This is a genomic window from Streptomyces angustmyceticus (assembly GCF_040701845.1).
Taxonomy (GTDB): domain Bacteria; phylum Actinomycetota; class Actinomycetes; order Streptomycetales; family Streptomycetaceae; genus Streptomyces; species Streptomyces angustmyceticus_A.
The window spans coordinates 297,892-315,339 of record NZ_JBFBHQ010000006.1 but is presented as its reverse complement, the minus strand read 5'-3'; the positions used below and the strand labels follow the sequence as shown (position 1 = coordinate 315,339).

The 17,448-nt window shown below is 71.9% G+C and carries 14 protein-coding genes; 6 read left to right on the top strand and 8 right to left on the bottom strand.

Features of this window, described 5'->3' with window-relative positions; genetic code table 11:
- Positions 1 to 450: 450 nt before the first annotated feature.
- Positions 451 to 870, top strand: coding sequence for a hypothetical protein (locus AB0411_RS16940; RefSeq protein WP_366418072.1), 420 nt, complete (start codon positions 451 to 453; stop codon positions 868 to 870).
- The gene (locus tag AB0411_RS16935; protein WP_366418071.1) at positions 867 to 3,206 is read left to right on the top strand and encodes a tetratricopeptide repeat protein; all 2,340 of its coding nucleotides are present in this window, start codon (positions 867 to 869) and stop codon (positions 3,204 to 3,206) included. The genes AB0411_RS16940 and AB0411_RS16935 overlap by 4 nt, the downstream gene beginning before the upstream one ends.
- Before the next feature lie 238 nt (positions 3,207 to 3,444).
- Here the strand turns inward: AB0411_RS16935 and AB0411_RS16930 are convergent, their stop codons facing one another.
- Positions 3,445 to 3,924, bottom strand: coding sequence for a lamin tail domain-containing protein (locus tag AB0411_RS16930; protein ID WP_366418070.1), 480 nt, complete (start codon positions 3,922 to 3,924; stop codon positions 3,445 to 3,447).
- Between the two features lie 900 nt (positions 3,925 to 4,824).
- Between AB0411_RS16930 and AB0411_RS16925 the strand changes: the two genes are divergently transcribed.
- Positions 4,825 to 5,124 carry a hypothetical protein gene (locus AB0411_RS16925; protein ID WP_366418069.1) on the top strand — a complete coding sequence of 100 codons (300 nt, stop codon included), beginning with the start codon at positions 4,825 to 4,827 and terminating at the stop codon, positions 5,122 to 5,124.
- Between the two features lie 70 nt (positions 5,125 to 5,194).
- On the opposite strand, the gene AB0411_RS16920 is transcribed toward AB0411_RS16925, so the two are convergent.
- The 3 genes from AB0411_RS16920 to AB0411_RS16910 form a co-directional block, all read right to left on the bottom strand.
- The gene (locus AB0411_RS16920; protein WP_086721627.1) at positions 5,195 to 5,470 is read right to left on the bottom strand and encodes a hypothetical protein; all 276 of its coding nucleotides are present in this window, start codon (positions 5,468 to 5,470) and stop codon (positions 5,195 to 5,197) included.
- 154 nt (positions 5,471 to 5,624) lie between these two features.
- A complete protein-coding gene (locus AB0411_RS16915) occupies positions 5,625 to 6,470 on the bottom strand; it encodes an AAA family ATPase (RefSeq protein WP_366418068.1) in 846 nt (281 codons plus the stop codon).
- Between the two features lie 279 nt (positions 6,471 to 6,749).
- A complete protein-coding gene (locus AB0411_RS16910; protein ID WP_366418067.1) occupies positions 6,750 to 7,844 on the bottom strand; it encodes an AI-2E family transporter in 1,095 nt (364 codons plus the stop codon).
- Between the two features lie 567 nt (positions 7,845 to 8,411).
- On the opposite strand from AB0411_RS16910, the gene AB0411_RS16905 reads away from it, so the two are divergent.
- Together AB0411_RS16905 and AB0411_RS16900 are read left to right on the top strand one after the other, a co-directional pair.
- Positions 8,412 to 8,771, top strand: coding sequence for a YciI family protein (locus tag AB0411_RS16905; RefSeq protein ID WP_366418066.1), 360 nt, complete (start codon positions 8,412 to 8,414; stop codon positions 8,769 to 8,771).
- A gap of 8 nt (positions 8,772 to 8,779) precedes the next feature.
- The gene (locus tag AB0411_RS16900; RefSeq protein ID WP_366418065.1) at positions 8,780 to 10,006 is read left to right on the top strand and encodes an RNA polymerase sigma factor; all 1,227 of its coding nucleotides are present in this window, start codon (positions 8,780 to 8,782) and stop codon (positions 10,004 to 10,006) included.
- Between the two features lie 61 nt (positions 10,007 to 10,067).
- Here AB0411_RS16900 and AB0411_RS16895 read toward each other — a convergent pair whose 3' ends face one another.
- From AB0411_RS16895 to AB0411_RS16885, 3 genes are all read right to left on the bottom strand, one after another.
- Positions 10,068 to 10,766, bottom strand: a complete 699-nt coding sequence (locus tag AB0411_RS16895) for a hypothetical protein (RefSeq protein WP_366418064.1) — start codon at positions 10,764 to 10,766, stop codon at positions 10,068 to 10,070.
- A 435-nt stretch (positions 10,767 to 11,201) separates the two neighbouring features.
- Positions 11,202 to 13,169 carry an ATP-binding SpoIIE family protein phosphatase gene (locus AB0411_RS16890; RefSeq protein WP_366418063.1) on the bottom strand — a complete coding sequence of 656 codons (1,968 nt, stop codon included), beginning with the start codon at positions 13,167 to 13,169 and terminating at the stop codon, positions 11,202 to 11,204.
- Between the two features lie 50 nt (positions 13,170 to 13,219).
- Positions 13,220 to 13,921 carry a class I SAM-dependent DNA methyltransferase gene (locus tag AB0411_RS16885; protein ID WP_366418062.1) on the bottom strand — a complete coding sequence of 234 codons (702 nt, stop codon included), beginning with the start codon at positions 13,919 to 13,921 and terminating at the stop codon, positions 13,220 to 13,222.
- A 447-nt stretch (positions 13,922 to 14,368) separates the two neighbouring features.
- On the opposite strand from AB0411_RS16885, the gene AB0411_RS16880 reads away from it, so the two are divergent.
- On the top strand, positions 14,369 to 15,559 hold the full coding sequence (locus tag AB0411_RS16880; protein ID WP_366418241.1) for a cytochrome P450 family protein: 1,191 nt from the start codon (positions 14,369 to 14,371) through the stop codon (positions 15,557 to 15,559).
- Between the two features lie 133 nt (positions 15,560 to 15,692).
- Here the strand turns inward: AB0411_RS16880 and AB0411_RS16875 are convergent, their stop codons facing one another.
- On the bottom strand, positions 15,693 to 17,390 hold the full coding sequence (locus tag AB0411_RS16875; protein WP_366418061.1) for an ABC transporter family substrate-binding protein: 1,698 nt from the start codon (positions 17,388 to 17,390) through the stop codon (positions 15,693 to 15,695).
- Positions 17,391 to 17,448 lie beyond the last annotated feature (58 nt).

Sequence of the window (17,448 nt, the reverse complement as noted above, 5' to 3'; positions counted from 1 at the left end):
CCGCGGGTGACACCTGTCGTCCTTCGGCTCAGACGTTGAGCAACCTGGGCAGGACGCACGGGGGGTGACACCCCTGGCCCCCTGCCGGCCCGAGGGAGGCTCTGGCCGAGCGCTTCACTCTGCGGGTACCGGTTGCCCCCGCTCGGCGGACGGTTCCTCATGCCGCCGCACTCGGCCGGCCCGGGCCTCCCCGGACTGGTGCCGCACTCGGCAACCTCCGTCCGCCGAGTGCCTCCTGAACAAGCGCCACCGGCTCACAGCGGTACGGCTCCCTCCATGAGGTCCGCCCTTGCCCGGACCGTCGGACCGTCGGACCGTCGGACCGCCAGAGCGCCGGACGGTCGGCTCGCCGTGCTGCCAGGGGGCCGGCTGCCGGCTACCCCGGTGCTTTGGGACCCCTGCTTGTCCTAGGGTGACGCTGTCCGTACACGCAGGTGGAGGGGGACGACGGTGGATCCGGAGATCGCGGCGTTGGCGGGGACCGCAGGGACAACTCTCGTCACGCTGCTGGCGACCGACACCTGGCACAGCGTCAGGGACCGGGTGGTCGCACTGTGGCAGCGGGCCCGGCCCGACCGGGCGCCGGCCGTTGCCGACGAACTCGACGTGACGCGGGAGGAGTTGCTCGGCGCCCAGGCAGCGGGCGACGAGGCGGCCGCGGCCGAGATGGGGGCCGAGTGGCAGGGCCGGATCCGCCGGTTGCTCGCCGCGCATCCGGAGCTCGCCGGTGAACTGCGCGCTCTGCTGGCCGAACTCGCCCCGGAGGCCGCGGCCGCACCCGCCGTCACCCAGCACGCCACCGCCTCCGGCCAGGCCCGCGTCTACCAAGCCGGGCGGGACATGCGCATCAGCCGAGTGGACGGCCCATGACCGAGGAGCCCGCACTGCGTGCCGTGGCCTACGGGCAGGCGCGGATCTTCCAGTCCGAGCGGGACATCCAGATCACCGAACACCACCACCACGCACCGTCGGGGGCTCCCACGGGCCCCGCCTCGGTACGGGTACCGCTCTCCGCGCCGCTGCGGGCATCGTTGCGCGACCGGGCGGAGCTGCGCCGGGCACTCCTGGAAGCGGCCGACACGGGCGACGGGGTCCATGTGCTGCACGGGTTCGGGGGGTGCGGGAAGACCGCGGTGGCCCGGTGGCTGTTCGACCAGATGACGCCGTCGCGGGTGACGCTGTGGGTGGATGCCTCCACCGAGTCGCAGCTTCGCGCCGGCATGCTGGCGGTGGCCGCGGACCGCGGTGCCTCGCCGGAGGAGGTACGAGCCGCGCAGGAGGGGCGGCGGGCCGCCGCCGACCTGGTGTGGCAGCGCCTCGATGCCTCCGCGGAGCCATGGCTGCTGGTCCTGGACAACGCGGATGATCCGCGGCCGCTGCGGGAGGGGTGGCTGCGCGCCTCTCCCCGGGGGATGACGCTGGTGACGTCCCGGCAGGCCGTCGATCCGGCCTGGCACGGTGTGCGGGCGCGGCTGCACCGGGTGGAGATGCTGCCGGTGATGGAGGCGGCGCAACTGCTCCATGACCTCGCGCCCGGCGACCATCAGCCGGACGCGATCCTGCGGCTGGCGCAGCGGTTGGGCTGTCACCCCCTGGCGCTGACGCTGGCGGCGGGTTTTCTGTCGCAGCAGTTGCTGGAGAGCTGGACCATCGAGGAGTACCTGGAGCGGCTGGGCGAGGATCCCGTCGCGTTGCTGGACCGCGGCGCGGAGGCGGAGAGCGGGGCGCGGGAGCGGCTGAGCCGCACCTGGCAGCTGTCGTTGGACGCGCTGGAAGCGCGCGGCCTGCCCGAGGCGGTGGCCGTGTTGCGGTTGCTGGCATGCCTGGGGCGGGCGCCGGTACCCGTGGGGCTGCTCGCTCCCTCCGTGGTGCAGGAAGTGGGCGTGCCGGGAGCCGCGGCGGAGCGGATCGAGGCGGGCCTTCGCGGCCTGCTGTCGGCGTCTTTGGTGGACCTGGTCGAGATACCGGGCTACGCCGGCGAACGGCCCGTACGGTGTCTGACCGCTCATGGTCTGCTGCTGGAAACGGTGGCGGCGGCGACACCTGCGCCCCAGCGCGCGGAGTTGTACGCGGCGGCCGCCGAGCTGGTGAGCCGTGCCGTGCCCCAGGGGGAACGGGCGGGTGCGGTGCGGCTGGTGGAGCCGCACCTCCTGGCCCTGCTGGATTCCGCGCACGCAGGCGGAGTGCTGGACGCGGCGCGTCGGGTACGGGATGAGCACGAGGCGGCGGGCCGGTGGGCCGATGCGCTGCCCCACGCGGCCGGGCTGGCGAAGGCCGCGGCCTCGGACAGGGACACGGGCACGGGCACGGGCACGGCGGCCAGCAACATCGCCGCCGGGGTCGCCGACGCCATCGCCCTGGGCAAGGTCATGTACATGGGCGGGGACTTCGCCGGCGCCGAACCCGTCCTGCGAGCGGCGCTGGATGCGGCAACCGCGCGGTCGGAGGAGGCCCCGCTGCTCCTGGCCGATGCGTATGTCGAGCTGGGCTGGTGTTTCGGCAGGCTCGGACGCTTCGAGGAGTCCATCCACCTCGCCCGTCAGGGCGGCGAGATCCGGGAGCGCGTGCTCGGGCCGACCCATGCGGACACCGTGGAATCGCTCTACATGCAGGTGGATTGTCACTACGGAGTGGGGCGCTTCGGAGCCGCCCTGCGCCTCACCGAGCGGCTGATGGTCCTCTTGCCCGACCTTCACGGCGACAGGAGCGGTGAGATCGCCGCACGGACCAAGCTGATGCGAGCGGCGACGATGCGAGTGGGGCTGATCTCGGCCCAAGAGGCGGGGTCCGTCGTGGCGAGCGAGGTGCGGGAACTCAGCTGGGACCAGGTGTGGGACGAGTCCCAGGAGGCCCTGCGCGCCTATGCCGCCCAGTTCGGCGCCGCCCATCCGCATACGCTCGCAGCGCGGCACAACTTCGCGATGACGTCCTGGGAACACGGTGACAGGGCCGTTGCCGTGGACGAGATGCGCAAGGTCGTCGACGCACGCAACGCGGAGTTGGGGGAAGAGCACCCGTTCACCATCGAGGCGCTCGCGGAGCTGGCCCGCATGCTCGGGCTGCGGGGCGATGCCGAGGAGGCGGGTCGCCTCGCCGAGAAGGCCCATGCCGATGCCCACCGCATCCTCGGCCCCGAGCACCCCATCACCGCGCGATGTGTCGCCGCGCAGCAGGCGGTCGATCGTCCTATGGGCCGTGAGGACTGAGGCAGTTCACCAGGGGGGAGCCACCTCGTGGCCGCAGTGGGCGGTCTCGAGGAACGGCGCACCTGGCGCGGGCCTTGTGCACGGCCATGTGCACGGCGCTTTTTGAGATCCCCCCGTCTGCCATGAGGCGGGCGGGCACGGTGGGCCCGGACATGGCAGTGCGCCGCAGGTGCAGGAACCTGCGGCGCACCGGTGGTCGGTGAGGTGACGTCACGTCTCACCGACCGGCCTGGGGTGATCAGTGCTGGTGGCCCCGACCGTGGCCCCAGCTTTCGATGTCGACGACCCGACGGTGGTCGTTGCTCAGGACCGCGGTGCCCCGGTGGTTGTCCCACACGTAGTCGCGACGGTCCTGGAACAGGTCCCAGCGGTTGTCACGGCCGATACCGGTGTGGACACGGACCTGGGAGTGACCGCCCAGGCGGACGTTGCCGAACCGGTAGGTGTGGCCGGCGCGGTCCGACAGGGTCCAGCCCCGCAGGTTGACCGGCAGACGACCGGTGTTCTTCACGGTCACGTACTCGGCGTTCAGGCTCCGGTTGGAGTGGTCGTCCCGCCCGGGGCTGTCGTACTGGATCGCACCGAGCACCACTGCCGAGCGGTGGTGCCGAGCCGGAGAGTGGCCGTGGCCGGCCGCCGCGGCCGGGAGGACGGCGGTGGCCGCCAGAGCCGCGGAACCGAGGACCGCGGCGGCGATACGCGAAGTGTTACGGAGCACAAAAACCCCCTGGATACGGCACCTTCGACGAGGTGCCGGAAACCGGATACCCGGCCGGTTTGACCGGGCCCCCACACAGTGGCGCCTCGTCATGTCTTGACGGAAGAAATCCGGTTTGGTGTTACAAAACACAGACATATACACAACCACACCACGCCAGGCGCACACTCCCCCGCGCTCACCAGGACGAAAACGACACCCCGTACATGCATCCAGGCGCCGCAAGGGTTACTCACGGTGTACTGAGGACAGTCGGCGCGGGCTTGCGTGGAGGACATGCGCCACCCACAAGCGGTGCGAACCCGGTGCGCCCCCGGAAATCCCGTGGCGTCAGGATCGCTGCGGCGCGGCGGGAGGCCCCGATGCTGCCGTAACGGCCGGCCTGCCGACGGGCCGCTCCAACCGGCCCGTGGTGCCCATCGGCCCTCGTCCCGGATTGTCGTCACGAGGGAACCCGGCTATGTCCACCCATCTGTCCGCGCGGAGCGGGGCCGTCGCCGTTCTGGCCGCCGTTGCGCTCTGCGCGCCCGCCGTCGCCGCCGTCGCCCCCGACCCCGCGGCGCACGGGGTGCGGAGCTGACGCATCCGCAGGCTGCGAGCACGTTGGGTGGGCGGCGGGCATCGTCCGGACGTCGAGCGGTCACGGCTCGAACCGGATCCGATTCCTGTATCGGACGCCGAACTCCGCCTCCCTGAGGCCCAGTTGTCGTCCGGCACCGCCGCGAAGCCCCCGGGCAGCAGTCCCCGCGCATCCGGCGCGAGCGCGCACCCTAGACTTCGTAGCGGCGCTCGCCCTCGCCTCGCCCCGTCTGTGATGTCGTGACGCGCCGCCCCTCACGCCCAGACCCCGACCACGGCACACGGCTTCACCGCCCGACCCGCAAAAGGACGATCCCACTCGTGAAGAAGAGCGCGATAGCCGGCGTCTGCGTACTCGGCCTGCTCGTGATCGCCGGCGCCTACCAAGGCGGCGCCGCCACCAGCGACCCGCTGACCCTCGCCGAGTACCACAAGCTCAAGGCCGGCAGCAGCCAGAAGCTCTTGTTCACGTACGCCAGCACCTGCCAACAGGACAGCGAAGAACTCGCCGACGACTATCCCGTCACCTGGACGTGCTACGGCGCCGACGGAAGCAGCAACGCGGTGTTCTTCTTCTCCGAGGGTGTGCTGTTCAGCAAGGCGCAGACCGGGCTGACGTAGCCCGTACGACCGTGCCCGCCGCGTCGGGGCGCGACGGACGCAGCACGGCGGGAGCGCCGGCGCGCGGGGTTCACTTGCCCGGCGTCTCCGCCAGCCGGAAGGGGCCCGCAGCGCCGGGACCGAACATCACCGGCAAGTTGCGCCCCAGTGGCACCACCACGATCGGCTCTTCGCGGTACTCCCTGAGGAAGTTCTCCAGGGGCTCCCAGATGAGGCTCCGGTACCCCGACTCGCTTCGTTGGGGTTCGAAGGAGAGAGTCAGCGCAGAGTCCATTACGGTGACGCTCACGGCGTCCACTTGCAGCCACTCTCCACCGATCCAGGCTTCGAGCCTCACGTATGACATGAGGCAAGGGTGCCTTGCCCCTCACGCCGCCCGCAAACCAGCCCCCACGGGATGCCTCCGCGACGGCCGCCGGGCGACGGTCGCACGCAGGCCGGGGGCGCAAACGTCTGGCGCGGTGCCCGCCGGCAGCGGACCCCGGAACCACCGCGTGGCGTCAGGGAACGGGGCGGGCTCGAACAAGCTTGTCCGAGGGCTCGGCATCCCGCAGAGGCAACCGAGGCCCGGACGCCGTGGGAGCGAACTCCACTGCGGCGACGTGCTGTCGTGAACTGCGGTCCAGCAGGACCACCGATATCGCTTCCCGCACCGGGTCGAGGGGCACGGGCGCCGGGGGCTCCGGCGGCGCGGACTGGTGCGGGAGTCCGACGCCCGGTGCGGGTGCGGAGCCGGCTTCGTCTTCGTCCACGGCGTCCCGTGGAGCACGCGGTCGCACCGTGCTCGGTCCGGGCAACGCCCCCAGCAGCCGGTCGAGGCCTCTGCGGTGCCGGACGAAGGCGCGCCGCGGGGCCCATCGGCCGCGGGCCTCCTGGCCCGAGAGTGCCTCGGCCACCCCCACGTCCAACAGCACGAGGTGCAGTTCGCGTCCCTGGCGTCCGGCGCTTCGGGCCAGCCACCGGCGCATCCACGGCCGGCCACCGCAGTCGTGGACCAGCACCGGCTCGCCGGCACGCACCGCCGTACGCAGCCACCGGAAGTACTTCCACCGCGCCCACGGGCGGTACACCGCATACGGCAACCAGGCCGGCATCACCGCCTCACAGGCGACATGGACGACGCGCGGATCAACAATGGACGCGGCCCCGGACCACCGCCGCAGCAGGGTGCTCTTCCCGCTCCCCGGCAGTCCCGAGACCACCACCACCGCCCCGGCGGAGTACGACAACCGCGCCGGAACGTCGTCCGCGCCCCGCAGATCCACCAGGCCACGCGGCCGCAACACCCGTTCCTCGTCCGGAACAAGGGACTTCTCCGTTGCGCCCGGCCTGACCGAATTGCTCACTAACCGTCCTTTGGCCTCATGTTTTCCCGCACAGCCGCGACGAGCGATCCTCACACAGTGCGCAGGGCCTGCAAAGCCGGGACGGTTGGTACCAGTTGCCGCCGGGCGCCGGGGCGGCGTGCCCACCCGGTCACCGCACCCGGCCGGTCGGCCCGCCCAGCCGGCCGGCGCACCCGTCCGCCGAAGCCCACGTCCGGCGGGCACGCTCGTCCGACCGGCGTTCCCGTCCCGGTCGGCTGAACGGGCCCCGGCATCGGACGGGAGTCGCCGGGTCTCGCCTCAGCGCTCCCGCAACGTCGAGGTCTCAGGCGGGTGTGCCCGCAGGGCGCCGTACACGGACCAGGCCACGGAGACCAGCGGTACGGCGACGACCGCTCCGGGCACCCCCGCCGTGACGCTGCCGCAGATGACCGCGAGGGCCACCACCACCGGATGCAGCCGGACGGCCCGGCTCATCACGAGGGGGTGCAGCACATGCCCTTCGATCTGCCCGATGACCACGATCAGCAGCACGACGACCGCGGCCACCAGCGGCCCCTTCGCGGCGAGTGCCACCACTGCGGCCACGGCCAGTGCCACGGGCGAACCCACCAGCGGGATGAAGGCGGCGAAGAACTCCAGCACGGCCAGGGGTACGGCAAGGGGGACGCCCAGGAGGAACAGTCCGACTCCCACCAGCACCGCGTTGATCGCGGCAACCACCACGATCCCGCGCGTGTACCCGGTGAAGGTCACCCATGCGGCACGCCCCGCGAGACGCACGGGGTGGCGTCCGCGTCCCGGCAGCTGGCCGCCGAACCACGCCCACATCCGGTCGCCGGAATGCAGGAAGAAGACCGAACAGAACAGCGCCAGCACCCCCACCGTCAGTGCTTCCACCAGCCGGCCCACGCCGCTCAGCGCCGTGCTGATCAGACTCGCGCGATGGCTCGCCACGAACCGCGACACCCGCGCCTGCAGATCCGAGAGCGTCCCCGCGCGCACGCGAAACGGCGGGCCTTGCAGCCACCGCTCGATCCTGGCCACACCGCCGACGAACTCCCGGCGCAGCCCTTCCCACTCCCCTGCCACGTTCGCCCCGATCAGGCTCAGGACGCTGAAGAGGAGCACGATGCCGAGCAGCAGGCCGACGGTGACCGCCACGGACCGCGGCATCCAGCGGTTGAGCAGGCTGACGGACGGCTCCAGAAGGGCCGTCAGCACCAAGGCCAAGAACACCGCCAGCGTCACCAGCTGGAACCGCCCGAGCGCCGCGAAGATCGCGTAGATGGCGGCACCCACGACGATCAGGCGCCATCCGTACGCCGCCGCCACCCTCAGCGAGCGGGAGACCTCGGTGACCACCCCCGCATCACGAGCCGGCCGGTCCCCCATCGTCCGGCGCATGCGTAGGGCTCGCGCCCCGCGGGCCGCCCGCGGCGCACCGTTCCTGCGCTGCCGTGCCGTGCCCCCGTGGACGCCAGGGGAACGGCCGCGCTCGCTGCCGGATCGGTTCCGCACGGGGCCGCCACCACCTCCCACCCCTCCCGTGCCCGGGGCCGGAAGAGGGTCGCCTGCCGCGCGAGGGCCGGGCGTCCGGCCTCCGCGCATACCCCAACGTGGTATCACCGCGAAGGAGCCTTCGAACGTGTGCGGGCCCGCATTCCCCCAAAGGCACGCGGCAGCCGGCGGACCGCCGGACGGCCCGTTGCCGCGGAGAGGCGGGGGCCCGGACGGCGGACACCGGCGGACTCGGACCACGGACGCCGGCGACCCGCCGCCCGCCGCCCCGGCCGAGGGCTCAAGCTGGGAGGTGCGGGCGCCTCCGCTCCCCGCCGCCGGAGCGGGCGAAAAAATCTTCCGGCCGGTCGCGTCCCGGTGTCGATCCGGGACGAGGTCGTTCGTATAGAGGGTGAGACGCCGGCACAGCGCCGGTGCCACGCCCGGCCAAGGAGGCACACCATGACGCACTACCTGCTCAGCATCTACCAGCCCGACGGGGACGGGACCCCGCCGCCGCCGGAGTTCCTGGAGCCGATCATGCGGGACGTCGAAGCCCTGAAGGCCGAGCTCAAGGCGTCCGGCGCCTGGGTTTTCTCCGGCGGTCTGCACCCGCCGAGCACGGCCACCGTGGTGCGGCGCAAGGACGACGAGACGCTGACGACCGACGGGCCCTACATCGAGGGCAAGGAGCACCTCGGCGGCTTCACCGTCATCGAGGCTCCCGACCTCGACGCCGCGCTCGACTGGGGCCGCAAGCTCGCCCGCGCCACCACGCTCCCCATCGAGGTGAGGCCGTTGCAGGACGGGTCCTGCGGGTGACCTCCCGCATGCCGAAGGCGACCGCGGCCGAGATCTCCGGCGTGTTCCGCGAGGAGTACGGCCGTGCGGTCGCCGTCCTGGTCCGCGTCTTCGGTGACATCGACGTCGCCGAGGAAGCGGTCCAGGACGCCTTCACCACGGCGGCCGCGCGCTGGCCGTCGGCCGGGCTGCCCCCGAGCCCGGCGGGCTGGATCATCACCACCGCCCGCAACCGGGCGATCGACCGCCTGCGCCGGGAGGCGTCCCGCGAGGACCGGCAGGCCCGGGCCGCACTGCTGCACGCCGGGGACACACCGGTCGAGGAGGGCCCCGTGCGCGACGACCGGCTCCGTCTGATCTTCACCTGCTGCCACCCCGCGCTCGCCCCCGCCGCCCGGGTCGCCCTCACTCTCCGGCTGCTCGGCGGGCTCACCACCGGGGAGATCGCCCGGGCCTTCCTGGTCGCCGAGCCGACCATGGCGCAGCGGATCGTCCGGGCCAAGGGCAAGATCCGCGATGCCCGGATCCCGTATCGGATCCCCACCGACGCCGACCTCCCCGACCGCCTCCGGGCCGTCCTGGCCGTGGTCTACCTCGTCTTCAACGAGGGCTATACGGCCAGCTCGGGTGAGGCGCTGGTCCGGGACGACCTGTGCCGGGAGGCGATCCGTCTCGGCCGGCTGCTCGCCGAGTTGATGCCCGACGAGCCCGAGGTCATCGGGCTGCTCGCCCTCATGCTGCTGACCGCGGCGCGCCGCGAGGCCCGCACGGACCCGGACGGCGGCCTCGTCCTGCTGGCCGACCAGGACCGCCGTCGCTGGGACGGCCGGCTCATCGCCGAGGGCCACGCCCTGGTCCGGCAGTGCCTGCGTCGCGATCAGCCGGGCCCGTATCAGATCCAGGCCGCGATCCAGGCGGTCCACAGCGACGCGCCGACCGCGGCGGACACCGACTGGCGGCAGATCCTCCAGCTGTACGACCAGTTGCTCGCCCTCGATCCGAGCCCTGTCGTGGCGCTCCACCGCGCCGTCGCGGTGGCCGAGGTGGCGGGGCCGCGGGAGGCACTCGCCCTTGCCGACGGTCTCCGGCTCGACCGCTACCACGTCTTCCACGCCGTCCGTGCCGACCTGCTCCGTCGTCTGGGCCGCAGCACCGAGGCGGCCGAGGCGTACGAGAAGGCCATCGCCCGCACCGAGAACACGGCCGAACGCCACTTCCTGCAGCACAGGCGCCGGTCTCTGCCTCCGGAGGGATGAGCCCGGCGTGCGCGAAGCGGCCCGGCGGTCCCGTCGGCGCCCGGCCTCCGGGGAGTGGCCGCTACGCCGTTGCGGCGGTGAGCGACGGGAGCGAGGTGGGCGGTGCGGGGGCGGTGGCGTCCAGGATCTGGCAGTCGTCCGCGTCGTGGTGGGCGAGCAGGGCGCTGAGGGCATCGTCGGCCTGACCGTGCGTCTGGGTGTCCGGCAGGACGGTGATCGACAGATGGCGCAGGAGCTCGGTGTGTGCGGCCAGGGCCTGACGGGTGCGGGTATCGGCGTGGTCGGTGAGCAGGAGGCGGGCCGCGGTGTTGGCGGCACGCAGTCGGGGCTGGTGGAGGCGGCGGTGGGCGCGGGGAAGGGCGCGCCAGGCGGTGTTGGCCACGGTCACCAGGCGCCAGATCTCGTTGTCGGCGGGTTCGGTGTCGTAGAAGCGCAGGCCGTAGCGGCTCACCAGCCAGTAGGAAGCGGCCAGGAGGAAGGCCGCGGCGGCGTCGAAGGCCAGCCAGAGGCCCAGCAGATGGGGCTCGCCGCAGGCCGCCCGTACCGCCAGGGCCACTGCGCCTCCGCCGCCTCCGAAGAGCAGCGCCGCGGCGAGCAGCAGAAGGAGGGCGGCCGGCAGGGCACCGATCCCGTTGTCACTGTCAAGGCGCGCCATGCCCTTCCAATGGGGCGCCAGATAGCGGGCGTAGCGGGCCGGTTTGGGGGCGGGCTCGATCAGGGCAATGCGTCCGGCCCAGCTGACGCTCTTCGGCCTGTTCATATTCTTGGTACCCGAGACAGGGCTGCTACAGGGAATCATGTGAGCGACAACGAGCCGTGAGGCAAAACGCGACATGCGGGGCGGAGGTTTAGGCCGCAGATTCCTCCCACCGGCCGGGCGCGCGACGCATCGCGCGGAATGCGCCGGTGGAACACCTGGCCGATCATCCGAACGTAGTCACCGGAACCGTCTCACCCGGCTCAGGTGGCCGGGCGGCGACACGGCCGGAACGTCCCCGCTTCTCCGCGGCCGGAGAAGGGCCCCCGGCCGGACGGGGGGCCGGCCGGGGACTACGGAGCGTGTGCCCTGCTCACTCTCACCGAAACACACAGGATGCGGCGAAGTTCGCGGCGGCGCAGGTGGGTTGGCGCGGGCAGGCGAGGGGTCCGGAAGCGTGGAAGTCACGGTGTGTGCCGCCGCTTCGGGGGGTGCTCCTCAGGGGTCGGCCGTTCGGCACTCCTCGGGGATCGGCTGCTCGAACCAGACGACCTTGCCGGTGCTCAGCCGGGTCGCGCCCCAGCGCTGGGCCAGGCGGTCGACCAGGAACAGGCCGCGGCCGCCCTCGTCCCCCGCCTGGGCTCGCCGCATCCGGGGGACCTGCGGTGAATCGTCGCCCACCTCGCAGCGGAGGACATCGGTGCGCAGCAGCCGCAGGGCGATCGGCCGGGAGGCGTAGCGGACCGCGTTCGTCACCACCTCGCTGACCAGGAGCTCGGTCGTGTCGAGCAGCGGGTCCAGGCCCCAGCGGTGCAGCGCTCTGCGGGTCAGCTGCCGGGCCCGGGCGGCGGTCTGCGGCTCGGGGTTGAGGAACCAGTACGCGACATTGCGCGGGGGAAACCCGTCGAACCGGGCGGCGAGCAGCGCGACATCATCGTCCCGGGCGCCCCGGCCCAGGATGGTCAGCACGGCGTCGCAGAGCGTCTCCAGCGGCGGGGAGGCGACCACGGAGGCAGCCGCCTGCAGGCGGGCGCGCAGCAGCTCCACCCCGGACCAGACGTCCCTGGTCCGGGACTCGACGAGGCCGTCGGTGTACAGGAGCAGGGTCGCTCCCGTGGGCGCGGGCATCTCCACGGATTCGAAGGGGACGCCGCCCACGCCGATCGGCGCGCCGGGCGGGATCCGCAGTACTTCGCCGACCCCGTCGGGGTGCAGCAGTACCGGAGGGAGATGGCCTGCGTCGGCCACCAGGAGGCGTTGCGAAATCGGGTCGTAGACGGCGTAGAGGCAGGTCGCCATGTGCTCGCTGCCGAGGCGCTGGGCCTGCTCGTCGAGGTGGTGGAGGACCTCTTCCGGGGGCAGGTCGAGTCCGGCGAGGGTCTGCACGGTGGTACGCAGCTGGCCCATGATCGCGGCGGAGGTCATCGAGTGGCCCATCACGTCGCCGACGACCAGGGCGACGCGGTTGCCGGGGAGCGGGATCGCGTCGTACCAGTCGCCGCCCACCTGGGAGGTCTCGGCGGCCGGCAGGTACCGGCTGGCGAGCCGTACGCCGGTGGGCGCGGGGAGCGAGGAGGGCAGCATCGTGAGCTGGAGCGCGTCGGCGAGCGAGGCTTCGCGCCCGGAGAGCATCGCCCGGTCGATGCCGAAGGCGGTGTGGGTGGCGAGCTGGGAGGCGACGAGGAGGTCGTCGCCGGTGAAGGCGGGCCGGTCGGTGCCGCGCAGGAGGGCGGCGGTGCCCAGGAGCTGGTGGCGGCCGTGCAGCGGAGCGATGATCAGCCACCGGCCCGGGGACCGTGTCGTCGGCGTGCTCGCCACCGGCTCCAGCAGCTCGCCCACCGCGGGCGCGATCTCCGCCGCGTCGCCGAAGACGGGGCGCCCGGCCAGCAGGAGCTCGGCGAACGGGCCGGTGACCGTCAGCTCGACGAAGTCGGCGGTGCCCGGGGGCGCGCCGGTGACCGAGTCCTCCGGTCCCTGAGCGATGCTGTGCAACCGCAGGGCGAGGGGGCCGTCCGGTGGCCGGTCCCCGGTCGGCAGGGGGTCTCGCAGGTGGACGAGCATCGCGTCGGCGAAGGCGGGGATCGCGGCCCGGCACAGTTCCCGCAGGGTTTCGTCGCGGTCGATTCCCCCGGCGATCCGCCGGGTCGCGGCTTCGAGGTAGCGCAGCCGGTCGGTCGGCGTCCCGGGGACGCGTGCCGCCTCTTCCCGGGCGCTCTGCGCGGGGTGCTCCGCGGCCGGCTCCGGAGGGGTGGTGCCACGGCCGGCGGCGGGCAGGTCCCCGGGCGGCGTGGCGACGCGGTCGGAACGGCCGCTTCCGGGCGACGACGGGCGGGACGGCGGGGTGGACGGCGCGGTGGCGCCCGTGTCCACGGGTGCGGCATCCACCGCCATGTCACGGGGAGCAGCACCGCCCCCGGCCCCGGCGTGCAGCCTGCCGGGGTCCTGACCGGGAGTGCGGTGCTCCATGGCTCGTCTCGTCCGTCCGGTGGGTGCCAGGGGCCCCGTACGGGGCGGCCTCAGCCGTGTCGCGCGCAGTTGAGGAACAGCTGTTCCTCGGGCGGCACGTCCGAGATCTCGGGGGCGTAGGTGTACGAGGACTCCTCGACGACCTCGAAGTCCGCCTCCTCGATGGCCTGGCGCAGGTCGTCCCGCAGGTAGCCGGAGACCCGGATGGTGTTGCCGAGGAAGGGGATCGTGAAGTAGTCCACGTCGGCCTCGACCATCGAGAGGGCGAAGAGGCCGCCGGGGACCAGCAGGTCATGGATCATCCGCAGCACGCCGGGAATCTCCCCGCGCGGCAGCATCAGCAGGGAGAAGAAGGCCGCGACCGCATCGAAACGCCCCAGGTCGTGGGGTCCGTCGGCCCCCAGGTCGGCGATGTCCAACCGGTGGAACGTTGCGCGGGGCACATACTGCCGGGCGAGCTCCACCATGCCGCGCGACAGATCGACGCCGACGACCTCCAGTCCCGCCTCCACCAGCTGCCGGGCGGTCGGCAGGCCCGTTCCGCAGCCCAGGTCCAGCACGCGGGATCCGGCGGGCAGCGCCCCGATCAGCCACTCGGCGGCGGCGAGCTGCCCCTTCTTGTACGGGAACGCCTCGTCGTAGCGGTCACCGATCGCGTCGAAGGCCTCGGCCTGTCCTTCGCGGTCGGGCCGGATGCCCTCGGTGCCGGATTCCTCGCTCCCGTAACCGGTCTCCGGAAATCCTTCGCTCACGAATTACGCCTCTTCATGTGCGTCCATTCGATTACCTCCATGATGCACCTGACCCGTCTGCCGCGGCGCCCCGCGCATCCGCCCTACGGAGCCCCGGTGGGGCCGCCGCAGCGACGGCTCGTCCGACGGCCCCCGCCGGTAGGAAGGCCCGGTGGCGGCGCGTCCACGAACGGGTTCCGACAACGCCCGCGCGGCTGACGTCCACCACGACCCCGCCGGCCCCTCGGCGCACCGGAATCCGCCGTCGCCTGCTTCTCCCGGCGCACGGCACCCGGTCCCGCTCCGCCCCTCCCCATCCGGACACAGAACCGCCGAACGCCCCCTCCCCCGTGCGCCGTTGCGCATCCGCCGACGGTTTGCGCAGCCACCGCCACGGATAGTTCCCCCGTACCCGGCCGTACCGAGGCACCGGTCACGGGGACAGGAGGCCAGATGGCAACGGAACCGATGGAGACCCTCGACCTGGCGGCATTAGGAGAGGATTACGTCCGCCATCCGCACGAGGTGTACGCACGGCTGCGCGAGCGGGGGCCCGTGCACCGCGTGCGGCTCCCGGAGGGCACGGTCGTCTGGCTGGTCGTCGGCTACGAGGAGGTGCGTGCGACGCTCGGCGATCCCCGTCTGTCGAAGGAGTGGCGGCACGCCTCGTCCGCACAGCCCCTGCAGCAGGTGTCCATCGGCGTGTCGATGCTGCGTTCCGACACGCCGCAGCACACCCGCATCCGGGGGCTGGTCGCCCGTGCCTTCACCGCGCGCCGGGTGGCGTCCCTCGCGCCGCGCGTCCAGGAGATGACCGACGGGCTGCTGACGGCGATGCTCGCCGCGCCCGAGGGTCGCGGTGACCTCGTCGAGGCGCTGTCCTTCCCGCTCCCGGTCACGGTCATCTGCGAGCTCCTGGGCGTGCCCTTCCTGGAGCGGGACGCCTTCCGCACCTGGACCGACATCTTGATGGTCGGCGCACCGACGCCGCAGACCAGGGAAGCCCTGACCGCCATGGCCGGCTATCTGGACGCCCTGGTGAAGACGAAGCGCACCCGGCCCGGCGACGATCTGCTGACCGATCTGATCGCGGTGAGCGACGAGGACGGCGACCGGCTCAGCCAGGAGGAACTCCTGGGAATGGCGCAGCTGTTGCTGATCGCGGGCTACGAAACCACCGCCAATCTCATCTCCAACGGTGTCCTGGCGCTGCTGACCCATCCGGATCAACTCGCCGCGCTGCGCGCCGATCTGTCCCTGATCGACGGCGCGGTGGAGGAGATGCTGCGCTATGACGGGCCGCTGGAGACGTCCACCTTCCGTTTCACCGTGGAGCCGACCGAGATCGCGGGCACGGTGATCCCCGGTGGCGGCGAGGTGGTGCTCCCGGTGATCGCCGACTCGGGACGCGACCCGCTCCGGTTCGACGATCCCGGCCGCTTCGACATCACCCGCGACGCCAGGGGCCATGTGGCCTTCGGCCATGGCATCCACTTCTGCCTCGGCGCCCCGCTCGCCCGGCTGGAGGCCCGGATCGCGGTGCGCACCCTCCTGGAGCGCTGTCCGAAACTGGAGCTGGACGCCCACCCGGCGAACCTCTCCTGGCGGTTGGGCGCCCTGCTCCGCGGACCGCGGAGTCTGCCCGTCCGCTGGTCGTGACGGGCCGGGCGGGCCGGGCGGGCACGGAGGATGACGCACGCGGTCGGCGGACTCCGTACGGAAGAACGCCGGTGGCCGTACCCGCTCGCTTCGGGTACGGCCACCGGCGTCCGTGTGCCTGGTGCCGGGCGGACTACTTGGTGAAGCCGATGTGCTCGTAGACCACGTCGGTCATGCCGAGGGCGCCCATGTTGACGAGGTTCTTCTTGATCGCCGCGATGTCGGGGCGCTGGTAGAGCGGCAGGACGCCGGCGAGCTGCCAGGCCTCGGCGTCGGCCTGGTTGGTCTGCTTGAGCGCACCGGCCGGGTCGGCGGCGTTGGAGCTGGCGGCGTTGAGGAGATCGTCCAGCTTCTTGCTGCCGACGTGGGCGTCGTTGTTGCCGCCCTTGATGGTGTAGACGTTGGTGGAGCCGCTGGCGGGGAACGGCGTGCCGAGCAGGGTGTAGGGCGAGACGTCGAAGTCGCCCGGGGTGATGTACTTGTCGAAGAAGTCGTTGGCCGGCACCGTCTGGACCTGCAGCTTGACGCCGACCTGCTGGTACATCTGGGTCAGCATCGAGCCTTCGTTGGTGGCCGCGGGCGTGCCGGAAGGAATGACGAACCGCAGCGACAGCTCCTTGCCGTCCTTCTTACGGGTCTTGCCGCTGAGCTTCCAGCCGGCCTCGTCGAGCAGCTTCCCGGCGGCCTGCGGGTCGTACTTGCCGAGCTTGCCGGAGTTGTCCTGGTACCCCTTCTGGTTGGAGATCAGAAGGTGGTTGTTCATGGCGGAGGGCTTCCAGCCCAGGCCCTTGAGGTCCGACTTGGCGATCGTCTCGCGGTCGGTGGCCATGAAGAGCGCCTGGCGGACCTTCGGGTCCTTCAGCCTGGCGCTCCCCCCGTTGAAGGTGAGCTGACGGTAGTTGGGGCCACCCGCTTCCCGGATCTCACCCGCCGACACCTTGGAGGCCTGCTTGAAGGCGGAGGCGTCACCGCCGACGTCGAAGTAGTCGACCTCACCGTTGGCGAAGGCACCCGGCATCGAGGCCTGGTCCATCGCATGGAAGACGATCTTGTCCAGCTTGGGCTTGTCGCCCCACCACTTCGGGTCGGCCACGACGGTCACGGTCTTGGCGGACTTGTCGATGCTGCCCAGCTTGAAGGCGTTGCCGGTGACCGGGATCTTGTTGACGTAGGCGGTGTTGAAGGCCTTCGGGTCGGAGACGTACTTCGCCGGGTACAGCGGCTGGTTGGCCGCCGAGTTGAACATGCCCTTCCAGTCCGCGAACGGCTTGGTGAAGGTCATGACGGCCTCGTAGTCGTCCTTGCCCTTCTTGACGTCCTCGACCTGCTCGAAGCCGACGCTGGAAGACACCTTGAACGCCTTGTCATGGCCGTCCAGGGCCTTCGTGTTGGCCGCGATGTCCTTCCAGGTGATCGGCGTGCCGTCGGACCACTTGGCCTTGGGGTTCAGATGCCAGGTGACGACCTGCTTGCCCTTGACCGTCGCGGACGAGGCGTCCAGCAGGAACGCCTTGTTGGGCGTCTGCACACCCTGGGCGTCCGAGCGCCACAGGTTCGGCATGAGGGACTTCATCACCTCGGTGGGGCCGGCCTGCAGGCCGTCGACCTCCGTGATGTTCCACTGGGTGGCAAACGTGGTGATGGCCCAGTTCATCGTCCCGCCCTGCTTGAGCTTCGCGGGGTCCGTCGCCTTGATGTTGAGGGCGGACGACCCCAGCGGGGCCTTCTGCTGCGCGTCGTCGTCGCTGTCCGAGCCGCCGCAGGCGGTCAGTGCCAGCGAGGACACGGCGAGGGTCGCGACGAGAGCGACGGGATATCGGGAGACCTTCACGGATGCCTCTTCCTGAACTGTGGGGAACGTACGGGCTACGGATGTGCGGGTGCGGAGC

Coding starts and splice junctions, on each gene's coding strand:
- AB0411_RS16935 (WP_366418071.1), top strand. CDS start 867: ATGACCGAGGAGCCCGCACTGCGTGCCGTGGCCTACGGGCAGGCGCGG.
- AB0411_RS16920 (WP_086721627.1), bottom strand. CDS start 5,470: ATGTCATACGTGAGGCTCGAAGCCTGGATCGGTGGAGAGTGGCTGCAA.
- AB0411_RS16910 (WP_366418067.1), bottom strand. CDS start 7,844: ATGGGGGACCGGCCGGCTCGTGATGCGGGGGTGGTCACCGAGGTCTCC.
- AB0411_RS16905 (WP_366418066.1), top strand. CDS start 8,412: ATGACGCACTACCTGCTCAGCATCTACCAGCCCGACGGGGACGGGACC.
- AB0411_RS16900 (WP_366418065.1), top strand. CDS start 8,780: ATGCCGAAGGCGACCGCGGCCGAGATCTCCGGCGTGTTCCGCGAGGAG.
- AB0411_RS16895 (WP_366418064.1), bottom strand. CDS start 10,766: ATGAACAGGCCGAAGAGCGTCAGCTGGGCCGGACGCATTGCCCTGATC.
- AB0411_RS16890 (WP_366418063.1), bottom strand. CDS start 13,169: ATGGAGCACCGCACTCCCGGTCAGGACCCCGGCAGGCTGCACGCCGGG.
- AB0411_RS16880 (WP_366418241.1), top strand. CDS start 14,369: ATGGAGACCCTCGACCTGGCGGCATTAGGAGAGGATTACGTCCGCCAT.